Origin of the sequence: Pseudomonas sp. 5C2, from assembly GCF_034314155.1 — a bacterium.
GTDB lineage: Bacteria > Pseudomonadota > Gammaproteobacteria > Pseudomonadales > Pseudomonadaceae > Aquipseudomonas.
Map to the genome: position 1 here is coordinate 23,996 of NZ_JAVIWH010000003.1, position 16,576 is coordinate 40,571.

Below are 16,576 nucleotides of genomic sequence, written 5' to 3' on the forward strand. Positions count from 1 at the left end.
GGGTGTTTGCTGCCTGTTGCACCTGAACCTGAGCGCAACAATTCCGCGCCTGTCGAACAACGGAGCATCAAGCAAGTTCAGGCCTTGATAAGCGGGAGTTGCTGCCTCTCTGCACGCGCGCCGACAGAATCAGGCAAGCATTGAGCAGAATCCAGGTAGCGCTTTTTTTTGCACAAAAATAGGCTGTGCTCATCGGTGAACCATCAGAGGATTCGAGGCATGTTACAGCGTGAGCCCCCTAGCGTTCAGGTGGACGATGATATGGAAAAGCAGCGTGCCGAGCTGGCCGATATCATTCGACGCTTTGCGCCTGAAGATGGCATTTTCACCACTGCCGTCGCGCCGCTGTACATGGTTCGCTACGATCATCCGGTCCAATCGTTTCCGACGCTGGCGCAACCGGCGCTGTGCATCCTCGCCCAAGGCAGCAAGGACGTGCGCCTGGGTGACGAAAGCTACACCTATGACCCGCTGAATTATCTGGTGCTTTCGGTGGCGATGCCGCTCAGTGGCTGTATTCAGCATGCCACGCCGGAGCACCCGAACCTGGCGCTGCGTCTGGACATCGACCCCGCGCAAATCAATACCCTGATCGCCGAAGCCGGCCTCATGAGCGTGCCGACCCGTCCGACCGGACGCGGGCTGTATATCGAGCGCATTGATTCGCAACTGCTCGATGCAGTGCTGCGTCTGACACGCTTGCTGTCCACTCCAAAAGACATTGCCATGCTCGCGCCGCTGATTCAGCGCGAGATCCTTTACCGTCTGTTACGCAGTCAGCAGGGCTATCAGCTGTATGAAATCGCGATGTCCAACAGCCAGACGCATCGCGTCACGCAGGCAATAAAATGGCTCAACAGCAACTACGAGCAACCCTTGCGGATCGAAGATCTGGCGCGCGAAGTGAACCTCAGCGTGTCAACGCTGCACCATCGCTTCAAGTCGGTGACGGCCATGAGTCCCTTGCAGTACCAAAAGCAGCTACGGTTGCAGGAAGCCCGACGGTTGATGCTGGCTGACGGGCTGGACGCCTCGGCAGCCGGTTATCGGGTCGGCTATGAAAGCCCTTCGCAGTTCAGTCGCGAGTACAGCCGTCTGTTCGGCGCACCGCCCTTGCGCGACCTGGCTCGGCTGCGCAAGCGCGTTTAACCCGCCACCAGCGGTCAGTCATACACGTTCAGGCCGTCAGTACCCGGCAAGCCTCGGCAGGAATGGTGATCGACACCGGATTGCCGATGCTCAGACCGAAGCCCTGGCACGGGGTACTCAGCGCGGTCAGCGAAACACCGGCGCAATCGATAGTGGTTTCGATGGTCGCGCCGATATCACGAACGAAGGTCACGGTGCCCAACAGACGATTGCCAGCAGTCGGCAGCGGCAACGATAGTTGCAGATCCTCCGGGCGCACCAACATTTTGATCTTGGCACCCGCCTCAATGCTCGCGCAGATCGGTACGTCCAACGCTTCACCGCCGGGCAAGCCGACGCGCCCGTTGCCCAGTGCGATAGCAGGAAAGATATTGCCCGAGCCAATAAAGTCGGCGACGAACTCGTTGGCCGGGTTGCGATAGATCTCAATCGGCGTGCCAACTTGTTGCACGCGATTCTGCCCCAGTACCACCACAATGTCGGCCATGGTCATGGCTTCGCGCTGATCGTGAGTCACCAGGATAGTGGTGATATTCAGCCGTTGTTGCAGTTGGCGAATCTCCACCTGCATCGACTCGCGGAGCTTGGCATCGAGTGCCGACAAGGGCTCATCCAACAGCAGCAGTTTGGGGTGCGATGCAATCGCCCGCGCAATGGCCACGCGCTGACGCTGACCACCCGAAAGCTTGGCCACTGGCCGATCAACCATTTGCTGCAACTGGATCAACTCAAGCAATTCCTTGACCCGCGCTTGCTGGTCGGCCTTGCTTACGCCACGCAGTTTCAACGGGTACGCGATGTTTTCCCCCACCGTCATGTGCGGGAACAGCGCCAGTGACTGGAACACCATGCCGAAGTTGCGCTGGTGCGCCGGGGTATGGCTCACGTCCTCGCCATCGAGACGAATCTCGCCGCCGCTCAAGGTTTCCAGGCCCGCGATCATGCGCAACAAGGTGGTCTTGCCGCAGCCGGAGGGGCCGAGAAAACATACCAGTTTGCCTTCGGGCAGGTGCAGGTTGACGTCCGTTACCGCGCAGGCCGAGCCGTAGAATTTCTCGACGTTTTCCAGGATTAATCCGGTCATTTACCTAAACCTCAAAAAATTAGAACGAAACGCCACCTTCACCGACCAGCTTCTCCAACGCCCAAATCAGGACGAAGTCGATCAGCACGATCAACACGGCAAACGAAAAGACGGTCGGATCCAGCGATGACACGGTGCGGCTGTACATCCAGATCGGCACGGTCATCACGTCGATGTTGTAGAGGAAGTAGGTGACGGTGAACTCGTTGAACGAGACGATAAACGCCAACAACATCCCGGCAAGAATCCCCGATTTCATCAACGGCACAACCACGTCGACAATGGCCCGCAACGGTGAAGCGCCGAGCATTTGCGCGGCCTCCTCGACTTCGCTGCCGATGGACATCATCGCCGCAGTGCAGTTTTTCACCACGAACGGCAGCGCCAGAATTACGTGTGCGATAACGAGCCGCGAGGTGTTCATCTGAAACGGCAGGCTGTCGAATATCAGCAGCAACGCCAGACCGAGCACCACCATGGGAAACACCAGCGGCAGCGACATTAGTTGCAGTGCCACACCCTTGCCGCGAAATTCGCAGCGTGTCAGGGCATAGGACGCAGGCACCGCGACCAGGGTCGCCAGGACCATGGTCAGGCACGCGACCCACAGACTGGTGGTCATGGCTTTACCTAGACTCAACACATCACTGGCGTCGGGGGAAACAAAGGTATTCCAGGCGGCCTTGTACCACTGCAGGCTGTAGCTGCTGGGCGGAAAGTCCAGGTTCGAGGCACCACTGAACGACATGACGATCATGGTCAGAATCGGCAGCACGGCCAGCAACAGAATGAAGCCTGAGAGGACACCCGCCAAGCGACCGGTGTCTCCAGGTAGGATCGGTTGAAAGCGCAAGCGGCTTTTCGAGGGGCTGCTCATTGCGAAGCCTCCAGCAGACGGCGACGACGGCCGGTGATGTATTCAGAGAGGGTCATGATTGCCAGGGTGGTGACGATCAACACCACACCGGCAGCCGAGGCAGCAGGCCAGTTCATCAGGGGCGCGATCTGGTCGTGGACCATCACCGCCAGCATGGGCACCCGCCGACCGCCGAGCAGTAACGGCACGACGAAACTGCTGGCGTTGTAGGCGAACACCAGCGTGGCGCCGGTGATGATGCCAGGCAGGCTCATCGGCAACACTACTTGGCGAAACACTTGAAAACGACTGGCGCCCAAGGTGGCGGCGGCTTCTTCATAGCTGCGCGAAACCCCGCGCATGGCGCTGGCAATCGGTAATACCGCCAATGGGAAAGCGGTTTGCACCAGGCCCATCAGCACACCATTTTGGTTGTAGAGCATCATCACCGGACGGGTGATGATGCCCAGCCCCATCAACGCCTGATTGAGCATGCCGCCCGGGCCGAGAATCACCAGCCAGCCGTAGCTTTGCAGCAGCAGGTTGACCAGCAGCGGCAGGAGCACGGCAGCCAGAAACACCCGACGCAACAAAGGCGACTGCAAGCGCGACATGGTGTACGCCACCGGAATCGCCAGTACCACCGCGATCACCGCACTGAACAATGCCAGGCGCAAGGTCAGCAGTAATGACTTCAGGTAATACGGCTCAGCCAGTTGTGCGTAGCTGGCAAGGCTGAAGCCGGACCATTCGGCGCCCTTGGTGCCGACACTCATGCGCAACACCAGGAGGCTGGCGGCAATCAACACCGCGAGAAACAGCATCGATGGCGAGAGAAAAAGCCAGGCGCGCGCCGTGGGGGAAATCGTTTTAGCCCGGTGTACCGAGGGCGCGGCGGCCGAGCTGATCAAAGGAGGGTGTTCCATGGCGGTGATCTCGTGGGAGATGGATTCAGCATCGCGGGCAAGCGCGTTCCTACAGGAGCATGTAGGCGCTTGCTTGCCCGCGATTCGCAACTCAGGAAGAGAAGATTTCCGTGTAACGACGAATCCACTGATCGTGAACGGTGGCCAGGAAAGCGTTGTCGTGCATGATCGCTTTGTCGGCAATCTGTTCCGGCGTAAGGATGTACGGGCTCTTGCGCGCTTCTGCCGAGATGATTGCCTTGGCGTTGACCGGGCCGTTGAAGATGTCTTCGGCCATCTTGCCCTGCACCAAAGGGTCGAGAGAATGGTTGATGAAGGCGTAAGCCAGATCGGTGTCGCCCGGACGATTTTTCGGCATGACCGACTGCATCAGGTCGGTATAGAAGCCTTCTTTCATACCAAAGGTAGCACCCAGACCGTAGGCCGGATCGCGAATCTGTTTCGGAAAGAACGCCGGGGCATACAGGCCACCCATGTCCAGCGAGCCCGTGCGGAACAGCTCTGCAATCTGGTTCGGGTTCTCGCCCAAGGTCACTACGCGGTCCTTGAGCTCTGCCAGTTTCTTGAAACCGGGTTCGATGTTGTGCTCATCGCCACCGGCCAGTTTGGCGGCGATGATGATCAGGTCCATGGCCTCGGTCCAGTTCGGCGGCGGCAGGAAAATGTTCGGTGCCAGATCCCGATCCCACAGTGCGGCATAGCTGTCCGGCGCTTCTTTTACCGTGCGGGTACTGTAGATCAGGCTGTTGCACCACAGTAGATAACCGATGCCGTGACCGTTGGCGCCTGTGCGGTATTTTTCAGGCACGTCGACAATATTGGGGATGCGATTGAGGTCTGGTTTTTCCAGCAGACCGGCAGCGGCCAGGCCTTCAGCACCGACACCGGCGAGGGTGATGATGTCGTATTGCGGACGATCACCACCGGCCTTGAGCTTGGCGACCATTTCCGAGGTGCTGCCAGTACGGTCGGCAATAACCTTGGCACCGGTTTTGGCTTCGAAGGTGGCCGCGATATTGCGCAGTGCCGCCAGGCCAGTGTCGTCGGACCAGGTGAGCAAGCGCAGGGTTTTCCCCTGAAACCGGGTATCACTGGCACTGGCCCTGATGAAGGGCATCGACATCGCAGCCGCGGCGACCGATGCAACGCCCACCGTCTTGATGAATTGCCTTCTGTTCAGATCATGCTCGCCCATGACGGACTCCTTTTGTTTTTCTAAAAGTGAGGATTGATCGCAGCTTCGCCCCAGGCTGAGTGCGCCAGTTGATCCCGCTACAGCTCCCGTGCTCCGGGGGCCGTAGCTGATTCGACACGGTCATCCTGAGGCGGGGCTTGAGACGCAACAATCGAAAATTTGTCATTGAAGCCATGTGTCAAACGCATGCCTCGACAGGAGGCATGCGTGAGCTGCTTTGGTGCTAAAAGGCGGCGCGGATGACGTGTTTGAGTTCCTGAAAAGCCTGCAGTCCCCAAGGCCCCAGCTCGCGACCGATGCTGCTCTGCTTGTAGCCACCCCACGCGGCCTGCGGAAAAATCACCTGCGGCGCGTTGATCCATACCAGGCCTGCTTGCAGTGCATTGGCGACACGATCAGCCGTGCCCGGATTGCGACTGACCACGCTGGCCACAAGGCCGAATTCGCTGTCGTTGGCCAAGGCGATGGCCTCGTCTTCCGTGGCGAAACGGCGCACGCACAGCACAGGGCCGAAAATCTCTTCGCGCCATAACGCACTGTCCAGGGGCACATCGGTGAACACCGTGGGCTGTATAAAATATCCGCGGGATAGATCCGCAGGCCGCTTACCACCGCACACCAGGCGTGCGCCGTCGTTCACACCCCGCGCGATATGCCCGAGCACCCGTTGGTATTGAGCCTGATTGACCAGTGCGCCCATCTCGACTTCGGGCTCGAAGGGGTCGGCCACGCGGATGGCTTCAGCGCGCGCCTTGAGCTTTTCGAGGAATGCGTCGACCAACTCATCGGCAACCAATACACGACTGGTGGCTGAACACATCTGCCCGGCATTGAAAAATCCGCCACCGCTGGCCAGCTCCACCGCCAGATCCAGATCGGCATCGGCCAGCACCAGCAGCGAGGACTTACCGCCGAGTTCCAGGCTCACGCCCTTGACCGTTTCAGCGGCCCGCTGCATAACCTGAACCCCCACCGCAGTGCTGCCGGTAAATGAGATTTTCGCGACGTTCGGGTGCGCCGACAGTGGCGCACCGACTGCCAGCCCGGTCCCGCAGACCAGGTTGAACACCCCGGCGGGCAGACCGCTTTGCGCAATGATGTCGGCCAGTTCGAGCTCCGGCAGCGGCGTGACTTCCGACGGTTTCAATACCACGCAACAGCCGGCTGCCAAGGCGGGGGCCAGCTTCCAGGCAGTGGTGACCATCGGGAAGTTCCACGGCACGATCAACCCGACGACGCCACACGGTTCACGCCGTAGACGCGCCGCGAAGTCTTCACTGGGTAGCGTCACGGTGCTGTCTTGCTGCCCGTCCAGCGCTTCGGCCAGGCTGGCGTAATAGTCGAATGTGGCGATGACATCATCGACATCGATTGCGGCCTCAAACAGCGGCTTACCGTTGTTGCGCGATTGCAGCTCAATCAGTCGCTCGCGTCGTTCCCGCACCCCGCTGACGATCTTGCGCAACAGCACGCCCCTGGCCGCTCCCGTGGTCTGTGACCAGATAGGGAGTGCCAGACGCGCGGCTCGCACAGCGTGTTCGACGTCCGTGGCATCGCCGCCAGCCAACGTCGCCAGCGGCGCTTCGGTGGCCGGGTTGATCACCCTAAGTTGCTCACTGCCCGACAACCATTGGCCATCAATGTAGAGCCCAGCAAGGGGTGTGCTATTCGGGTTCGCTTGAGCGTTCAGCATGCTTTCATTCCGGTCATCCAGAGGGTCTGGTCTATTTCGATCAAGGTCGGGCATTGGCGGTCGCCCGCTTTTCGCAACGCCAGCTTCAGTTCCTCGACGCCAGCAATCCTCTCTGCTTCACAGCCCAAGGCTTTGGCGACGCCGATAAAGTCGGGGGTATAAATGTCGACGCCCACCGGTTCAATCGAGCGGTTGACCATGTATTTTTTGATTTCCTCGTAGCCCTGGTTATTCCAGAGCAGGACGATGATCGGCGTGCGCGCTTCCACGGCGCTGGCCAGTTCCGAGAGGGTAAATTGCAAACCCCCATCGCCTATCAGGCACACCACGGCGCCACGAGCCTTGGCTTCAGAAGCACGCCCCAGCCAGGCGCCAATCGCGGCAGGCAAGGCGTAACCGAGGGTGCCGTAACCGGTCGATGAGTTGAACCAGCGACGCGGCTGCTCCAGATTGAGGGTCAAATTGCCGGTGTAGACGGGTTGAGTCGAGTCGCCGACCAGCACCGCATCGGGTAACACGTCGAGCACCGTCTGCAAAAAAACAGTCTGCCCGCGAGTGGCGTCGTCCCAGGTGGTCGCCAGGGTTTCGCGCAACGCAGCGGCGCGCGTGAGGCCCCAGTCCGCGCAGCGTGGAGCCAGTTCTTTTTTGCCAAGCCCGGCCAACAAAGCTTGCACGGCCGTGTCGGCATCGGCGACCAGCGCCACCTGCGGCGCATAGTTGCGCACGGTCTGATCAGGGTCGATATCAATGCGCAGCAATGCACCCGGGATCTCGAAACCACCGGCGAAGGTGATGTCGTAATCGGTTTCGGCCAGTTCGGTGCCGATGGCCAATACCACATCGGCCTCAGCTACCAGCGCACGCGTCGCCACCAGCGATTGGGTTGAGCCGATCAACAGTGGGTGACGCGATGGCAGCATGCCCTTGGCATTGATGGTCAGCGCTACCGGGGCTTCCAACTGTTCAGCAAGCCGTGCCAACGCAGGCGCGGCATCGATGGCGCCACCACCGGCCAGAATCAATGGCCGCCTGGCCGCCGCCAGCAGGCTGACCATTCGCGCGATGGCCTCGGGCGCCGCACCGGCACGGCTGACATTCACAGGTTCGCTGGTGAGCAACGCGTCGGCATTTTCTACCAATACATCAAGGGGGATTTCGATGTGCACCGGGCGTGGACGACCGGCCTGAAACAACGCAAACGCGCGAGCCAGCACTGCCGGTAATTCCGACGCCGACATCAAGGTGTGGGAAAACGCGGCAACGCCCGCGACCAGATTGCTCTGCGATGGCAGCTCATGCAACTTGCCGCGCCCGCCGCCCAACTGGCTGCGCGATTGCACACTGGAAATCACCAGCATCGGAATCGAGTCAGCGTAGGCCTGGCCCATGGCCGTGGTGATGTTGGTCATGCCGGGGCCGGTGATGATGAAGCACACACCCGGCTTGCCACGGGTGCGCGCATAACCGTCGGCCATGAAGCCGGCGCCTTGCTCATGGCGCGGCGTGACATGGTTGATCGACGAGCCGGCGAGCCCGCGATAGAGCTCGACGGTGTGCACACCCGGGATACCGAAGACCTGCTCGACGCCATAGCCCTCGAGCAATTTGACCAATACTTCGCCGCACGTTGCCATGTTCGTCTGCCTTTCTTTTATTCGGGAACTGCACGTTGTCGCGGCGCTCAGGCCTGCCAGACACACTGCAGATGAGGCCCAATTGGACCCGGCATGCCGTAGCGGTGACAACGCAAAAAATGTCATGCTAGGCATGTCCTCCATTCATGCCTGAGCCCCGATGAAACGCCTGCCGCCCTTACCTGCCCTGCATACTTTTCTGATTACAGCCCAGTGCTGCAATTTCACGCGGGCCGCAGAACTGCTGCACATCACCCAAGGCGCAGTGAGCCGGCAGATCTCGGGGCTGGAAAGTCATCTGGGCTATACGTTGTTCCAGCGCCAGGCACGCGGACTGAGCCTGACCGCCCAAGGGCGCGAGCTGTTCCCACGGATTCAGAAAGTGTTTTCGTTGATCGACGAAGCGGTCGAACACGTCGGTGCGAAACGCGAAACCCTGCGACTCAAGGCCCCGACGTGCATGATGCGTTGGCTGCTGCCGCGTTTGTTGCAGTGGCAGAAAGAGCGCCCGGATGTCCCCGTCGAGCTGACCACCACCGTGCAACATGCCGTGGATTTCCGCCGCGAAGAGTTTGATGCCGCCGTAGTGTATGGGGCACCGCCGGCCAATTCGGTGGCGGCACATCATCTATTCGATGAGCAATTGACCCCGGTCTGTTCTCAGCAACTGTTGGCCGGGCCGATACCGCTCAAGACCCTGGCCGATCTGGAGCAGCACATGCTGCTGCACCCGACTCGCGACCAGCGTGATTGGGAAAGCTGGCTCAAGGTCGCCGGAGCGACCGTCAGTAATATCGCCAAGGGCCAGCATTTCGACACGCTGGACCTCGCCATGTCAGTCGCATCACAAGGGACAGGCGTGGCCATCGGTGATTGGGCTCTGATCGGCGAGGACCTCAGCGCCGGACGGCTGGTGGCGCCCTTCGACCTCAAGGTGCGCACCGGTGCCGCGTATTACCTGGTGTATCCCGAACGCTCCGACCCATCGCCCGAGTTACGCGAACTGATCGACTGGCTGCTCGTCCAGGCGGCCGAGCGCGCCAGTCAATAACTGACGCTCAATAGCCAACTGTAAAGCGCTGACGCGGGTGCGCGTGCTGCTCAACTTCATCGAGCATGGCGATGGCATAGTCGGCAAAGCTGATCGAACTTTTACCGGCGGCACTGACCAGCAAATCGTCTTTACCCAGACGAAATGCACCGGTGCGTTCGCCTTCGAAGAACTCCGCCGACGGCGAAAGAAAGGTCCAGTCCAGCGACTTTTCCTGACTCAGCGTCTCCAGAAACGCCACACCCGCGCCGGCTTCGGCTTTGTACTCTTCAGGGAAGTCTGGCGTATCGATCACCCGCAGACCCGGCGCGACGAACAGACTGCCAGCCCCGCCTACCACCAACAGACGGGGAACCCCAGCCTGCTTCACCGGTTCGATGGTCGCGCGGGCCGACACACTGGAAAAATGCGTCGCACTGATCACCACGTCATGCCCGGCGACTGCATCGGTATAGGCCTTGGCATCGCTGACATCCAGGTTTTTGCAGACCACGCCCGCACGTCCGGCGAGAGAGGAAGGGTCCCGAGCAATGGCCGTCACGCTATGACCACGGCGCAGGGCTTCTTCTAACAGCTGACTTCCGGCACGGCCGGTGGCACCGATAATTGCGATTTTGCTCATGGTGGTTCTCCGAAGGTAAGGTAATGAACAGAGCTTAGTTGCGCGACTCAGTACAAAAAATGCGATGATTGAGCATAGTTTGTTTCTAAAATCGGGCAAATCATGGATCGGCTAATCGCAATGCGGGTGTTCGTGACAGTGGTGGACAGGGGCAGCCAGTCAGCAGCGGCGGACCATCTGGACATGTCGAGACCAGTGATTTCGCGCTACCTGGCCGAGCTGGAAGACTGGATCGGCGCACGCCTGATGCACCGCACCACGCGCAAACTGAGCCTCACCGCCGCAGGCAACGAAACCCTGCCACGCTGCCGGCAGTTATTAGAGCTGTCGGCCGATATGCAGGCGGCTGTCAGCGTTCCGGCCGATACGCTGCGCGGCGCTTTACGCATCAGCGTCAGTACCTCTTTCGGTCACGCGCAAATGGCCGATGCGGTCAGCGACTTCGTTAAACGGCACCCCGGCGTGAGCATCGATATGCAGGCCCTGGACCGCACGGTGAATCTGATCGACGAGCGCATTGATCTGGCCATTCGAGCCAGCAATGACTTGGACCCGAATCTGATTGCGCGGCGCCTAACGGTCTGTCGCTCGGTGATCTGCGCGTCACCGGGCTACTTGCACGAACATCCCTCGCCACTGCGAGTGGAAGACCTCAGCGAGCATAATTGCCTGACACATTCCTATTTCGGTAAAAGCCTGTGGCATTTCGAGCAGGATGGCGAACAGGTCGCTGTGCCTATCCACGGCAATATCAGTGGCAACGAAACCACCGCCCTGATGCGTGCAACCATGGCTGGAGCCGGCGTGGCAATGCTACCGTCGTACCTGGTCAGCCCGTTTCTGCGCAACGGTGAGCTGATCCGGCTATTACCCGAAGCGCGGCCTCTGGACCTGACCCTGTATGCGGTGTACGCCTCACGCAAGCATATGCCCACCACCTTGCGCAGTTTGTTGGACTTCCTCGTCGACCGGTTCAAGGCAGGACCCGAATGGGATGAGAACCTTTGACAGAGATTCGCAATTTGTTATTCGGCCGGCATGCATACCGCCCTATCGAGTAGCCTGCTATCGGTCTAGAATAGCCTGCCCTGTCCTGCCGACTTTTACGGCGAGGTCACTGCTAGTTGAGCCCCTACTTGACCAGTCTCAACCAACCTAAACCTGCGATCCGAGGCGTGTTATTCGCGCTGATGATGGCGGTCTTTCTCAGCGCACTGGATCAGACCATTGTTGCAGTCTCGATGCCGGCGATCTCTGCGCAATTCAACGATTTCGACCTGCTCGCGTGGGTGATCTCTGCCTACATGGTGGCGATGACTGTTGCGGTGCCTATTTATGGCAAGCTCGGCGATCTGTATGGACGCCGGCGCCTGATGCTGTTTGGTCTGGGAATGTTCACCCTGGCCTCATTGTTCTGCGGCGTGGCCCAAAGCATGGAGCAACTGGTGCTGGCGCGGATACTTCAGGGCATCGGCGCGGGCGGCATGGTTTCGGTCAGTCAGGCGATCATTGGCGACATCATCCCGCCTCGCGAACGCGGGCGTTATCAAGGTTACTTCAGCGGCATGTACGCGCTGGCGAGCGTGGCCGGGCCGGTGCTCGGCGGCTTCATGACCCAATACCTGTCGTGGCGCTGGGTATTCCTGATCAATCTGCCGCTGGGCATCAGCGCCTTGTGGATCGCCCACCGCAGGCTGGTCGGGCTGCCTATTCCACAACGCAAGCCGATCATCGACTACCTCGGCACGCTGCTGATGATCATCGGCCTGAGTGCGCTGTTGCTGGGCATTACCGAAATCGGCCAAGGCCATGACTGGCGCGACAGCCAGGTGCTCGCGCTGCTGGGGATCGCGCTCTTGGCCCTGATCACGTTTGTCGGGTACGAGCATCGCACCCAGGAGCCCTTGCTGCCGATGCACCTGTTTGCAAATCGCAACGCGGTGTTGTGCTGGTGCACGATGTTCTTCACCAGTTTCCAGGCCATCTCCTTGATCGTGTTGCTGCCACTGCGCTTCCAGACCGTGACCGGCGGCGGTGCCGACAGCGCAGCCCTGCACCTGATGCCATTGGCCATCGGCATGCCCATGGGCGCGTATTTCGCCGGCCGGCGCACCTCAATGACCGGGCGCTACAAACCGATGATTCTCATCGGAGCAGTGTTGATGCCCCTTGCCATCCTGGGCATGGCCTACACCCCACCGCAAGCAGCGCTGCTCAGCGGTGCGTTCATGGTGTTGACCGGTTTTGCCAGCGGCCTGCAGTTCCCAACGTCGCTGGTCGGCACTCAAAATTCGGTGGCGCAGCGAGACATGGGCGTCGCCACCAGCACCACCAACCTGTTCCGCTCACTGGGTGGCGCAGTCGGTGTGGCACTGATGTCGGCGCTGCTGCTGGCAATGCTGCAACGGTCCGGCCTCGCACAACTGAGCGGCACCCCCATGGGCGCCGAAGGCAGTTCGGGCAACGTATTGATGGACAGCCTGAATGCCGCCAGTGGACCGGCGCAACAATACTTGCGAGGGGAATTGCTCCTGACATTCCGGCATTTACTGATGGTCAGCGCGGGGATTTCGCTGTTAGGTCTGGCCGCCGCACTGGCGATGCCTGACAACCTGTTGCGCGGGCGCGGGGACAAAGACAGGGACGTCTGAAACAGCTTCGCCAGGTCGCTGATTCGCGGCGGCCTGACGAAGCGACAGGGTTGATGACGTTATAGGCTGTAGTAACCCACCGCGACCAGATAGTGACCGACCTTGCGCACGTACGCGTGCTTGTTCTCTACCTTGTTGGTCACCGGGTTGCGCCAACGGTATTCGTATTCGCCCTCGTCCTGTTTTTTGATCAACGCCAGAATCGGCTCGCCCACGGGCTTACCTTCAGGGTCTTTGACCTTGCTGAAATCCGTATTGATCAGCCGCAGATTGGTACCGTGGGCGGCATAACGCTGGTTGTTCAGATCGACCACGAACACATAGAGGTCATCGTGAAGGAACCCGCCTTTCAAACTGTTGATGGCGCTGAGGGTGCCCTGCTCGTCCTTGGCCAGTTCAGCGGAGGCTTTGTCCAGCAAGGCCTTGGCCTGTTCGGACGATGCGCGTGGCAGGTAATAACCGACCGCCAGGATCCGGTCACCCACACGCTGGTAGTACACGTGCTTGAGCTCGACCTTGCCATCGCTCCAGTTCTGCCAGCGGTATTCTGCCTGCTGGATACCCTCGGCTTGCGGTGCCGCCAGGCCTTGCTTGAACGCTTTTTGCAAATCAGGTCCCAGTAAATCGGACACGTCACGTCCGATCAACGCAACGGAAGGCCCGCCGCTGGCCAGCATCACGCCGTTGGTATCGACCACATAGACATAGAGTTCCCCCTTGACGAAGTCCCCCTGACGGCTGAATTCGGCAAATGCCTTATCGCCCTGATCGTGATATCGAGCCAGCGCTTTGACCAGCAAGGCCTTGGCGGCCTGCCCATCATCGACTGTTTTCGCCGTCGTTTCAGCTGCCGCCCAAGCATGGCTGAAGCACAGGCATAACAATCCGCCCACTACAGCTTGTTTCAGCAGACCCCTCATTGCGCATTCCCCAATCTTATTAGTGTCGTCATAGCTTAGACGGCTGGTGGAGATAGGGAATTATTCACAAAGACAAGGTTCGCTGGACCGCCCCCTTAAGCCGAGCCTGCCTGACCGGCCTCGCAGAATGTTTCAATCGGAAATCACCTTGCACCCCGTAGCGTCTTGCAGCGCTTGCAGGCTCACTCCAGGGGCAATTTCCACCAGTTTCAAACCGGCCTCGGTGACATCCAGCACGGCCAGGTCGGTGATGACCCGGTCGACCACGCCAACGCCGGTCAACGGCAGGTCGCAGTTTTTCAACAGCTTGTGGGCGCCGCCCTTGGCCGTGTGCTCCATCAATACGACAACACGCTTGACCCCGGCTACCAGGTCCATGGCGCCCCCCATGCCCTTGACCATCTTCCCAGGGATCATCCAGTTGGCCAGATCACCTTTTTCAGAAACCTGCATGGCCCCAAGAATCGACAGGTTGATATGGCCGCCCCGGATCATCGCAAACGAGTCGGCACTGTTGAAAAAGCTGCTGCCGGGCAACGTGGTGATGGTCTGTTTACCCGCATTGATCAGGTCAGGGTCGACTTCGTTGTCACGCGGAAACGGGCCGATACCCAGCAGGCCATTTTCACTTTGCAGCCAAACGTCCATGCCTTCGGGAATGTAGTTGGCGACCAACGTCGGCAAACCGATACCGAGGTTGACGTAAAAGCCGTCCTGCAATTCTTGGGCAGCGCGTTGCGCCATTTCTTCACGAGTCCAGGCCATGATCAGGCGCTCCGCACAGTGCGTTGTTCGATACGTTTTTCAGGCGTGGCGTTGAGCACCAGACGCTGTACGTAAATGCCCGGCAAGTGAATCTGATCCGGGTCCAGCTCGCCGAGCTCGACGATCTCTTCGACTTCGACCACGCAGACTTTCGCGGCCATGGCTGCCAGCGGGTTAAAGTTGCGCGCGGTCTTGTTGAACACCAGGTTGCCGGATTTGTCCGCCTTCCAGGCTTTGACCAAGGCAACGTCGGCGCGCAGGGAGCGCTCCATCACGAACCACTCGCCATCGAACTCACGGGTTTCCTTGCCCTCGGCGACCAAGGTGCCGTAACCGGTTTTGGTAAAAAACGCCGGGATACCCGCGCCGCCCGCACGCAACTTTTCGGCCAGTGTTCCTTGAGGGGTGAATTCAAGCTCCAGCTCTCCAGCCAGATACTGACGCTCGAACTCTTTGTTCTCGCCCACGTAGGACGAGATCATTTTGCGGATCTGCCGGGTGGTGAGCAGTTGGCCCAGGCCAAAGCCGTCAACGCCAGCGTTGTTGCTGATGACGGTCAACTCACGCTTGCCGCTGTCTCGTAGCGCGGCGATCAAGGCTTCCGGAATACCACACAGGCCAAAGCCGCCAACCGCCAGGGTCATGCCATCTTCGACGAGACCTTGCAGAGCTGATTCGGCGGTCGAGTAGATTTTGTTCAATTGTTATTCCTCGAAGATCGCCATGCCCAAGGTTATCGCGGGCAGCGGCGCAGGTTTCGGGTCGTGGCTTTACGGTGTCGTCTGAGCGTAGACCGCTGATGGGGATAACGCAGTATTCATCGAGACGAGTTTGGGTACCCCTGGCGTCGGTCCCTGGTCCTCAGAAAGTCATTGAGCCCACTATCACTTGGCCCCTTCCACCCAAAACCATTGAACCCGCCCAGCCTTCAAGTGCGGGAAAGCCGGCATGACGTCACCTTCGGTAAACAGTCGCCGCGAGCGCGCCGTGGCGTTGCTGAACCAGTAACCGGTGTGCGTGCAGGGGTCACCCACGTTAAGCGCAGGCTTGGGCTGTTCGTCGAAGCGCGCATACCACCGCGCGGTGGACGCTTCGCTAAAGCCTCCATGCACGGGATAGGGGTGCAGACAACCGGTGTCCTGTACGCGTATCGATTTGAGCGCAGCGTTCACATCAACGTAAGCCGCTGGCGACGCCTCACCCTGCCTGCCCAGGTCCGGCAAGACGCCGGCGCGGATGATCAAGCCATCGTTATAGGCATGAAAAACGACGGCACTGCAACGGCTGAGCTGTCGGCGCAATGCATCGCTGCCGCCCAACCGCGCGACAAAGCGGTTACCAATAATCGTGTACCAATTCACCCCTTTGATGTGATCGAGCAAGCGCAAGCTGTCTATATGCGGCAAGGGATCGACCATCAGGCCGGTATATTTCTGCGCCAGTTGGTATTCCAACGGGAAGTAGTGATGACCGTCATTAGGAAACACGCACGCCAGACCACCATAACCATGCTCTGCCTGGACCTGATCACACAGGTATTTAAGCCAGCACTCATAGCGTTGAGCGCCTTCGGGCTCAAGCAGCATGGACAACGGCAAGACCATTTTCAGACAGGAGCGATCAATGTCGGCCTGGCTTCGGGGCGTGTTCATGACAAACAGCCGATACTCGGCAGTTTCTTGCAACGTGCCACTGCCAATCGACCAGATAAATTGCTCGTCCGGCGAACTGTCGAGAATCTTGCGTCGACAACCGGCAAAGCTGCTGGGCGTCATTTTTCGCAGGTGCTTGTAGAACTGCCATTTGAGCCTGGCTTTGAACTGCTGGCGAAACCAGACGAAACATTCTTCTATCCGCTGTTTGGTTTCCAGTGTGTGGCCGTGCCTGAAGTAGAGCGTGGTAATCAGCCCTAGGCGAACGACTGGATCGCCTTCAGCAGAGTTGATCGCCAGACTCGCAGCCTGATACCTGAGCCGACCCAAAGGGCTTACGTCATCAGAGACAATTTCTGACATGCCCTGTCCTCTCAA

At 59.5% G+C, this 16,576-nt stretch carries 15 protein-coding genes; 4 read left to right on the forward strand and 11 right to left on the reverse strand.

Features of this window, described 5'->3' with window-relative positions:
• Positions 1–219: 219 nt before the first annotated feature.
• Positions 220–1,149, forward strand: coding sequence for an AraC family transcriptional regulator (locus RGU44_RS14815; RefSeq protein ID WP_322181622.1), 930 nt, complete (start codon positions 220–222; stop codon positions 1,147–1,149).
• Positions 1,150–1,177: 28 nt separating this feature from the next.
• On the opposite strand, the gene RGU44_RS14820 is transcribed toward RGU44_RS14815, so the two are convergent.
• The 6 genes from RGU44_RS14820 to RGU44_RS14845 all read right to left on the reverse strand — a co-directional run bounded on the left by RGU44_RS14820 (position 1,178) and on the right by RGU44_RS14845 (position 8,537).
• Positions 1,178–2,233 carry an ABC transporter ATP-binding protein gene (locus RGU44_RS14820; RefSeq protein WP_322181624.1) on the reverse strand — a complete coding sequence of 352 codons (1,056 nt, stop codon included), beginning with the start codon at positions 2,231–2,233 and terminating at the stop codon, positions 1,178–1,180.
• A 19-nt stretch (positions 2,234–2,252) separates the two neighbouring features.
• Positions 2,253–3,110, reverse strand: coding sequence for an ABC transporter permease (locus RGU44_RS14825; protein ID WP_219062157.1), 858 nt, complete (start codon positions 3,108–3,110; stop codon positions 2,253–2,255).
• The gene (locus RGU44_RS14830) at positions 3,107–4,015 is read right to left on the reverse strand and encodes an ABC transporter permease (protein ID WP_322217865.1); all 909 of its coding nucleotides are present in this window, start codon (positions 4,013–4,015) and stop codon (positions 3,107–3,109) included. The genes RGU44_RS14825 and RGU44_RS14830 overlap by 4 nt, the downstream gene beginning before the upstream one ends.
• Before the next feature lie 91 nt (positions 4,016–4,106).
• On the reverse strand, positions 4,107–5,210 hold the full coding sequence (locus RGU44_RS14835) for an ABC transporter substrate-binding protein (protein WP_322181629.1): 1,104 nt from the start codon (positions 5,208–5,210) through the stop codon (positions 4,107–4,109).
• Between the two features lie 223 nt (positions 5,211–5,433).
• Positions 5,434–6,903: an aldehyde dehydrogenase family protein gene (locus tag RGU44_RS14840; RefSeq protein ID WP_322181631.1), complete on the reverse strand. Its 1,470-nt coding sequence runs from the start codon at positions 6,901–6,903 to the stop codon at positions 5,434–5,436.
• Positions 6,897–8,537 carry a 5-guanidino-2-oxopentanoate decarboxylase gene (locus tag RGU44_RS14845; RefSeq protein WP_322217867.1) on the reverse strand — a complete coding sequence of 547 codons (1,641 nt, stop codon included), beginning with the start codon at positions 8,535–8,537 and terminating at the stop codon, positions 6,897–6,899. Before RGU44_RS14845 ends, RGU44_RS14840 begins: the two co-directional genes overlap by 7 nt.
• Positions 8,538–8,697: 160 nt before the next feature.
• Here RGU44_RS14845 and RGU44_RS14850 point away from each other — a divergent pair, with 160 nt between their 5' ends.
• Positions 8,698–9,588, forward strand: coding sequence for a LysR substrate-binding domain-containing protein (locus tag RGU44_RS14850; RefSeq protein ID WP_219062162.1), 891 nt, complete (start codon positions 8,698–8,700; stop codon positions 9,586–9,588).
• A gap of 7 nt (positions 9,589–9,595) precedes the next feature.
• Here the strand turns inward: RGU44_RS14850 and RGU44_RS14855 are convergent, their stop codons facing one another.
• The gene (locus RGU44_RS14855) at positions 9,596–10,210 is read right to left on the reverse strand and encodes an NAD(P)-dependent oxidoreductase (protein WP_322181636.1); all 615 of its coding nucleotides are present in this window, start codon (positions 10,208–10,210) and stop codon (positions 9,596–9,598) included.
• Positions 10,211–10,312: 102 nt separating this feature from the next.
• Here RGU44_RS14855 and RGU44_RS14860 point away from each other — a divergent pair, with 102 nt between their 5' ends.
• Positions 10,313–11,218: a LysR family transcriptional regulator gene (locus RGU44_RS14860; RefSeq protein ID WP_322181638.1), complete on the forward strand. Its 906-nt coding sequence runs from the start codon at positions 10,313–10,315 to the stop codon at positions 11,216–11,218.
• 128 nt (positions 11,219–11,346) lie between these two features.
• Positions 11,347–12,861 (forward strand): MDR family MFS transporter, encoded by a 1,515-nt coding sequence (locus RGU44_RS14865; RefSeq protein ID WP_322181640.1) that lies wholly within the window; start codon positions 11,347–11,349, stop codon positions 12,859–12,861.
• A gap of 59 nt (positions 12,862–12,920) precedes the next feature.
• Here RGU44_RS14865 and RGU44_RS14870 read toward each other — a convergent pair whose 3' ends face one another.
• From RGU44_RS14870 to RGU44_RS14885, 4 genes are all read right to left on the reverse strand, one after another.
• Complete coding sequence (locus RGU44_RS14870; protein WP_322181642.1) at positions 12,921–13,781, reverse strand: cache domain-containing protein; 861 nt, start codon at positions 13,779–13,781, stop codon at positions 12,921–12,923.
• Between the two features lie 132 nt (positions 13,782–13,913).
• Positions 13,914–14,546: a CoA transferase subunit B gene (locus RGU44_RS14875; RefSeq protein WP_322217870.1), complete on the reverse strand. Its 633-nt coding sequence runs from the start codon at positions 14,544–14,546 to the stop codon at positions 13,914–13,916.
• 2 nt (positions 14,547–14,548) lie between these two features.
• Positions 14,549–15,247, reverse strand: a complete 699-nt coding sequence (locus RGU44_RS14880) for a CoA transferase subunit A (protein ID WP_322181646.1) — start codon at positions 15,245–15,247, stop codon at positions 14,549–14,551.
• 183 nt (positions 15,248–15,430) lie between these two features.
• Positions 15,431–16,561, reverse strand: coding sequence for a DUF3396 domain-containing protein (locus RGU44_RS14885; RefSeq protein ID WP_322181648.1), 1,131 nt, complete (start codon positions 16,559–16,561; stop codon positions 15,431–15,433).
• Positions 16,562–16,576 lie beyond the last annotated feature (15 nt).

Bases quoted from the DNA above. Each gene is read 5' to 3' on its own strand.
- RGU44_RS14815 (WP_322181622.1), top strand. From the start codon at position 220: ATGTTACAGCGTGAGCCCCCTAGCGTTCAGGTGGACGATGATATGGAA.
- RGU44_RS14820 (WP_322181624.1), bottom strand. From the start codon at position 2,233: ATGACCGGATTAATCCTGGAAAACGTCGAGAAATTCTACGGCTCGGCC.
- RGU44_RS14825 (WP_219062157.1), bottom strand. From the start codon at position 3,110: ATGAGCAGCCCCTCGAAAAGCCGCTTGCGCTTTCAACCGATCCTACCT.
- RGU44_RS14830 (WP_322217865.1), bottom strand. From the start codon at position 4,015: ATGGAACACCCTCCTTTGATCAGCTCGGCCGCCGCGCCCTCGGTACAC.
- RGU44_RS14835 (WP_322181629.1), bottom strand. From the start codon at position 5,210: ATGGGCGAGCATGATCTGAACAGAAGGCAATTCATCAAGACGGTGGGC.
- RGU44_RS14840 (WP_322181631.1), bottom strand. From the start codon at position 6,903: ATGCTGAACGCTCAAGCGAACCCGAATAGCACACCCCTTGCTGGGCTC.
- RGU44_RS14845 (WP_322217867.1), bottom strand. From the start codon at position 8,537: ATGGCAACGTGCGGCGAAGTATTGGTCAAATTGCTCGAGGGCTATGGC.
- RGU44_RS14850 (WP_219062162.1), top strand. From the start codon at position 8,698: ATGAAACGCCTGCCGCCCTTACCTGCCCTGCATACTTTTCTGATTACA.
- RGU44_RS14855 (WP_322181636.1), bottom strand. From the start codon at position 10,210: ATGAGCAAAATCGCAATTATCGGTGCCACCGGCCGTGCCGGAAGTCAG.
- RGU44_RS14860 (WP_322181638.1), top strand. From the start codon at position 10,313: ATGGATCGGCTAATCGCAATGCGGGTGTTCGTGACAGTGGTGGACAGG.
- RGU44_RS14870 (WP_322181642.1), bottom strand. From the start codon at position 13,781: ATGAGGGGTCTGCTGAAACAAGCTGTAGTGGGCGGATTGTTATGCCTG.
- RGU44_RS14875 (WP_322217870.1), bottom strand. From the start codon at position 14,546: ATGGCCTGGACTCGTGAAGAAATGGCGCAACGCGCTGCCCAAGAATTG.
- RGU44_RS14885 (WP_322181648.1), bottom strand. From the start codon at position 16,561: ATGTCAGAAATTGTCTCTGATGACGTAAGCCCTTTGGGTCGGCTCAGG.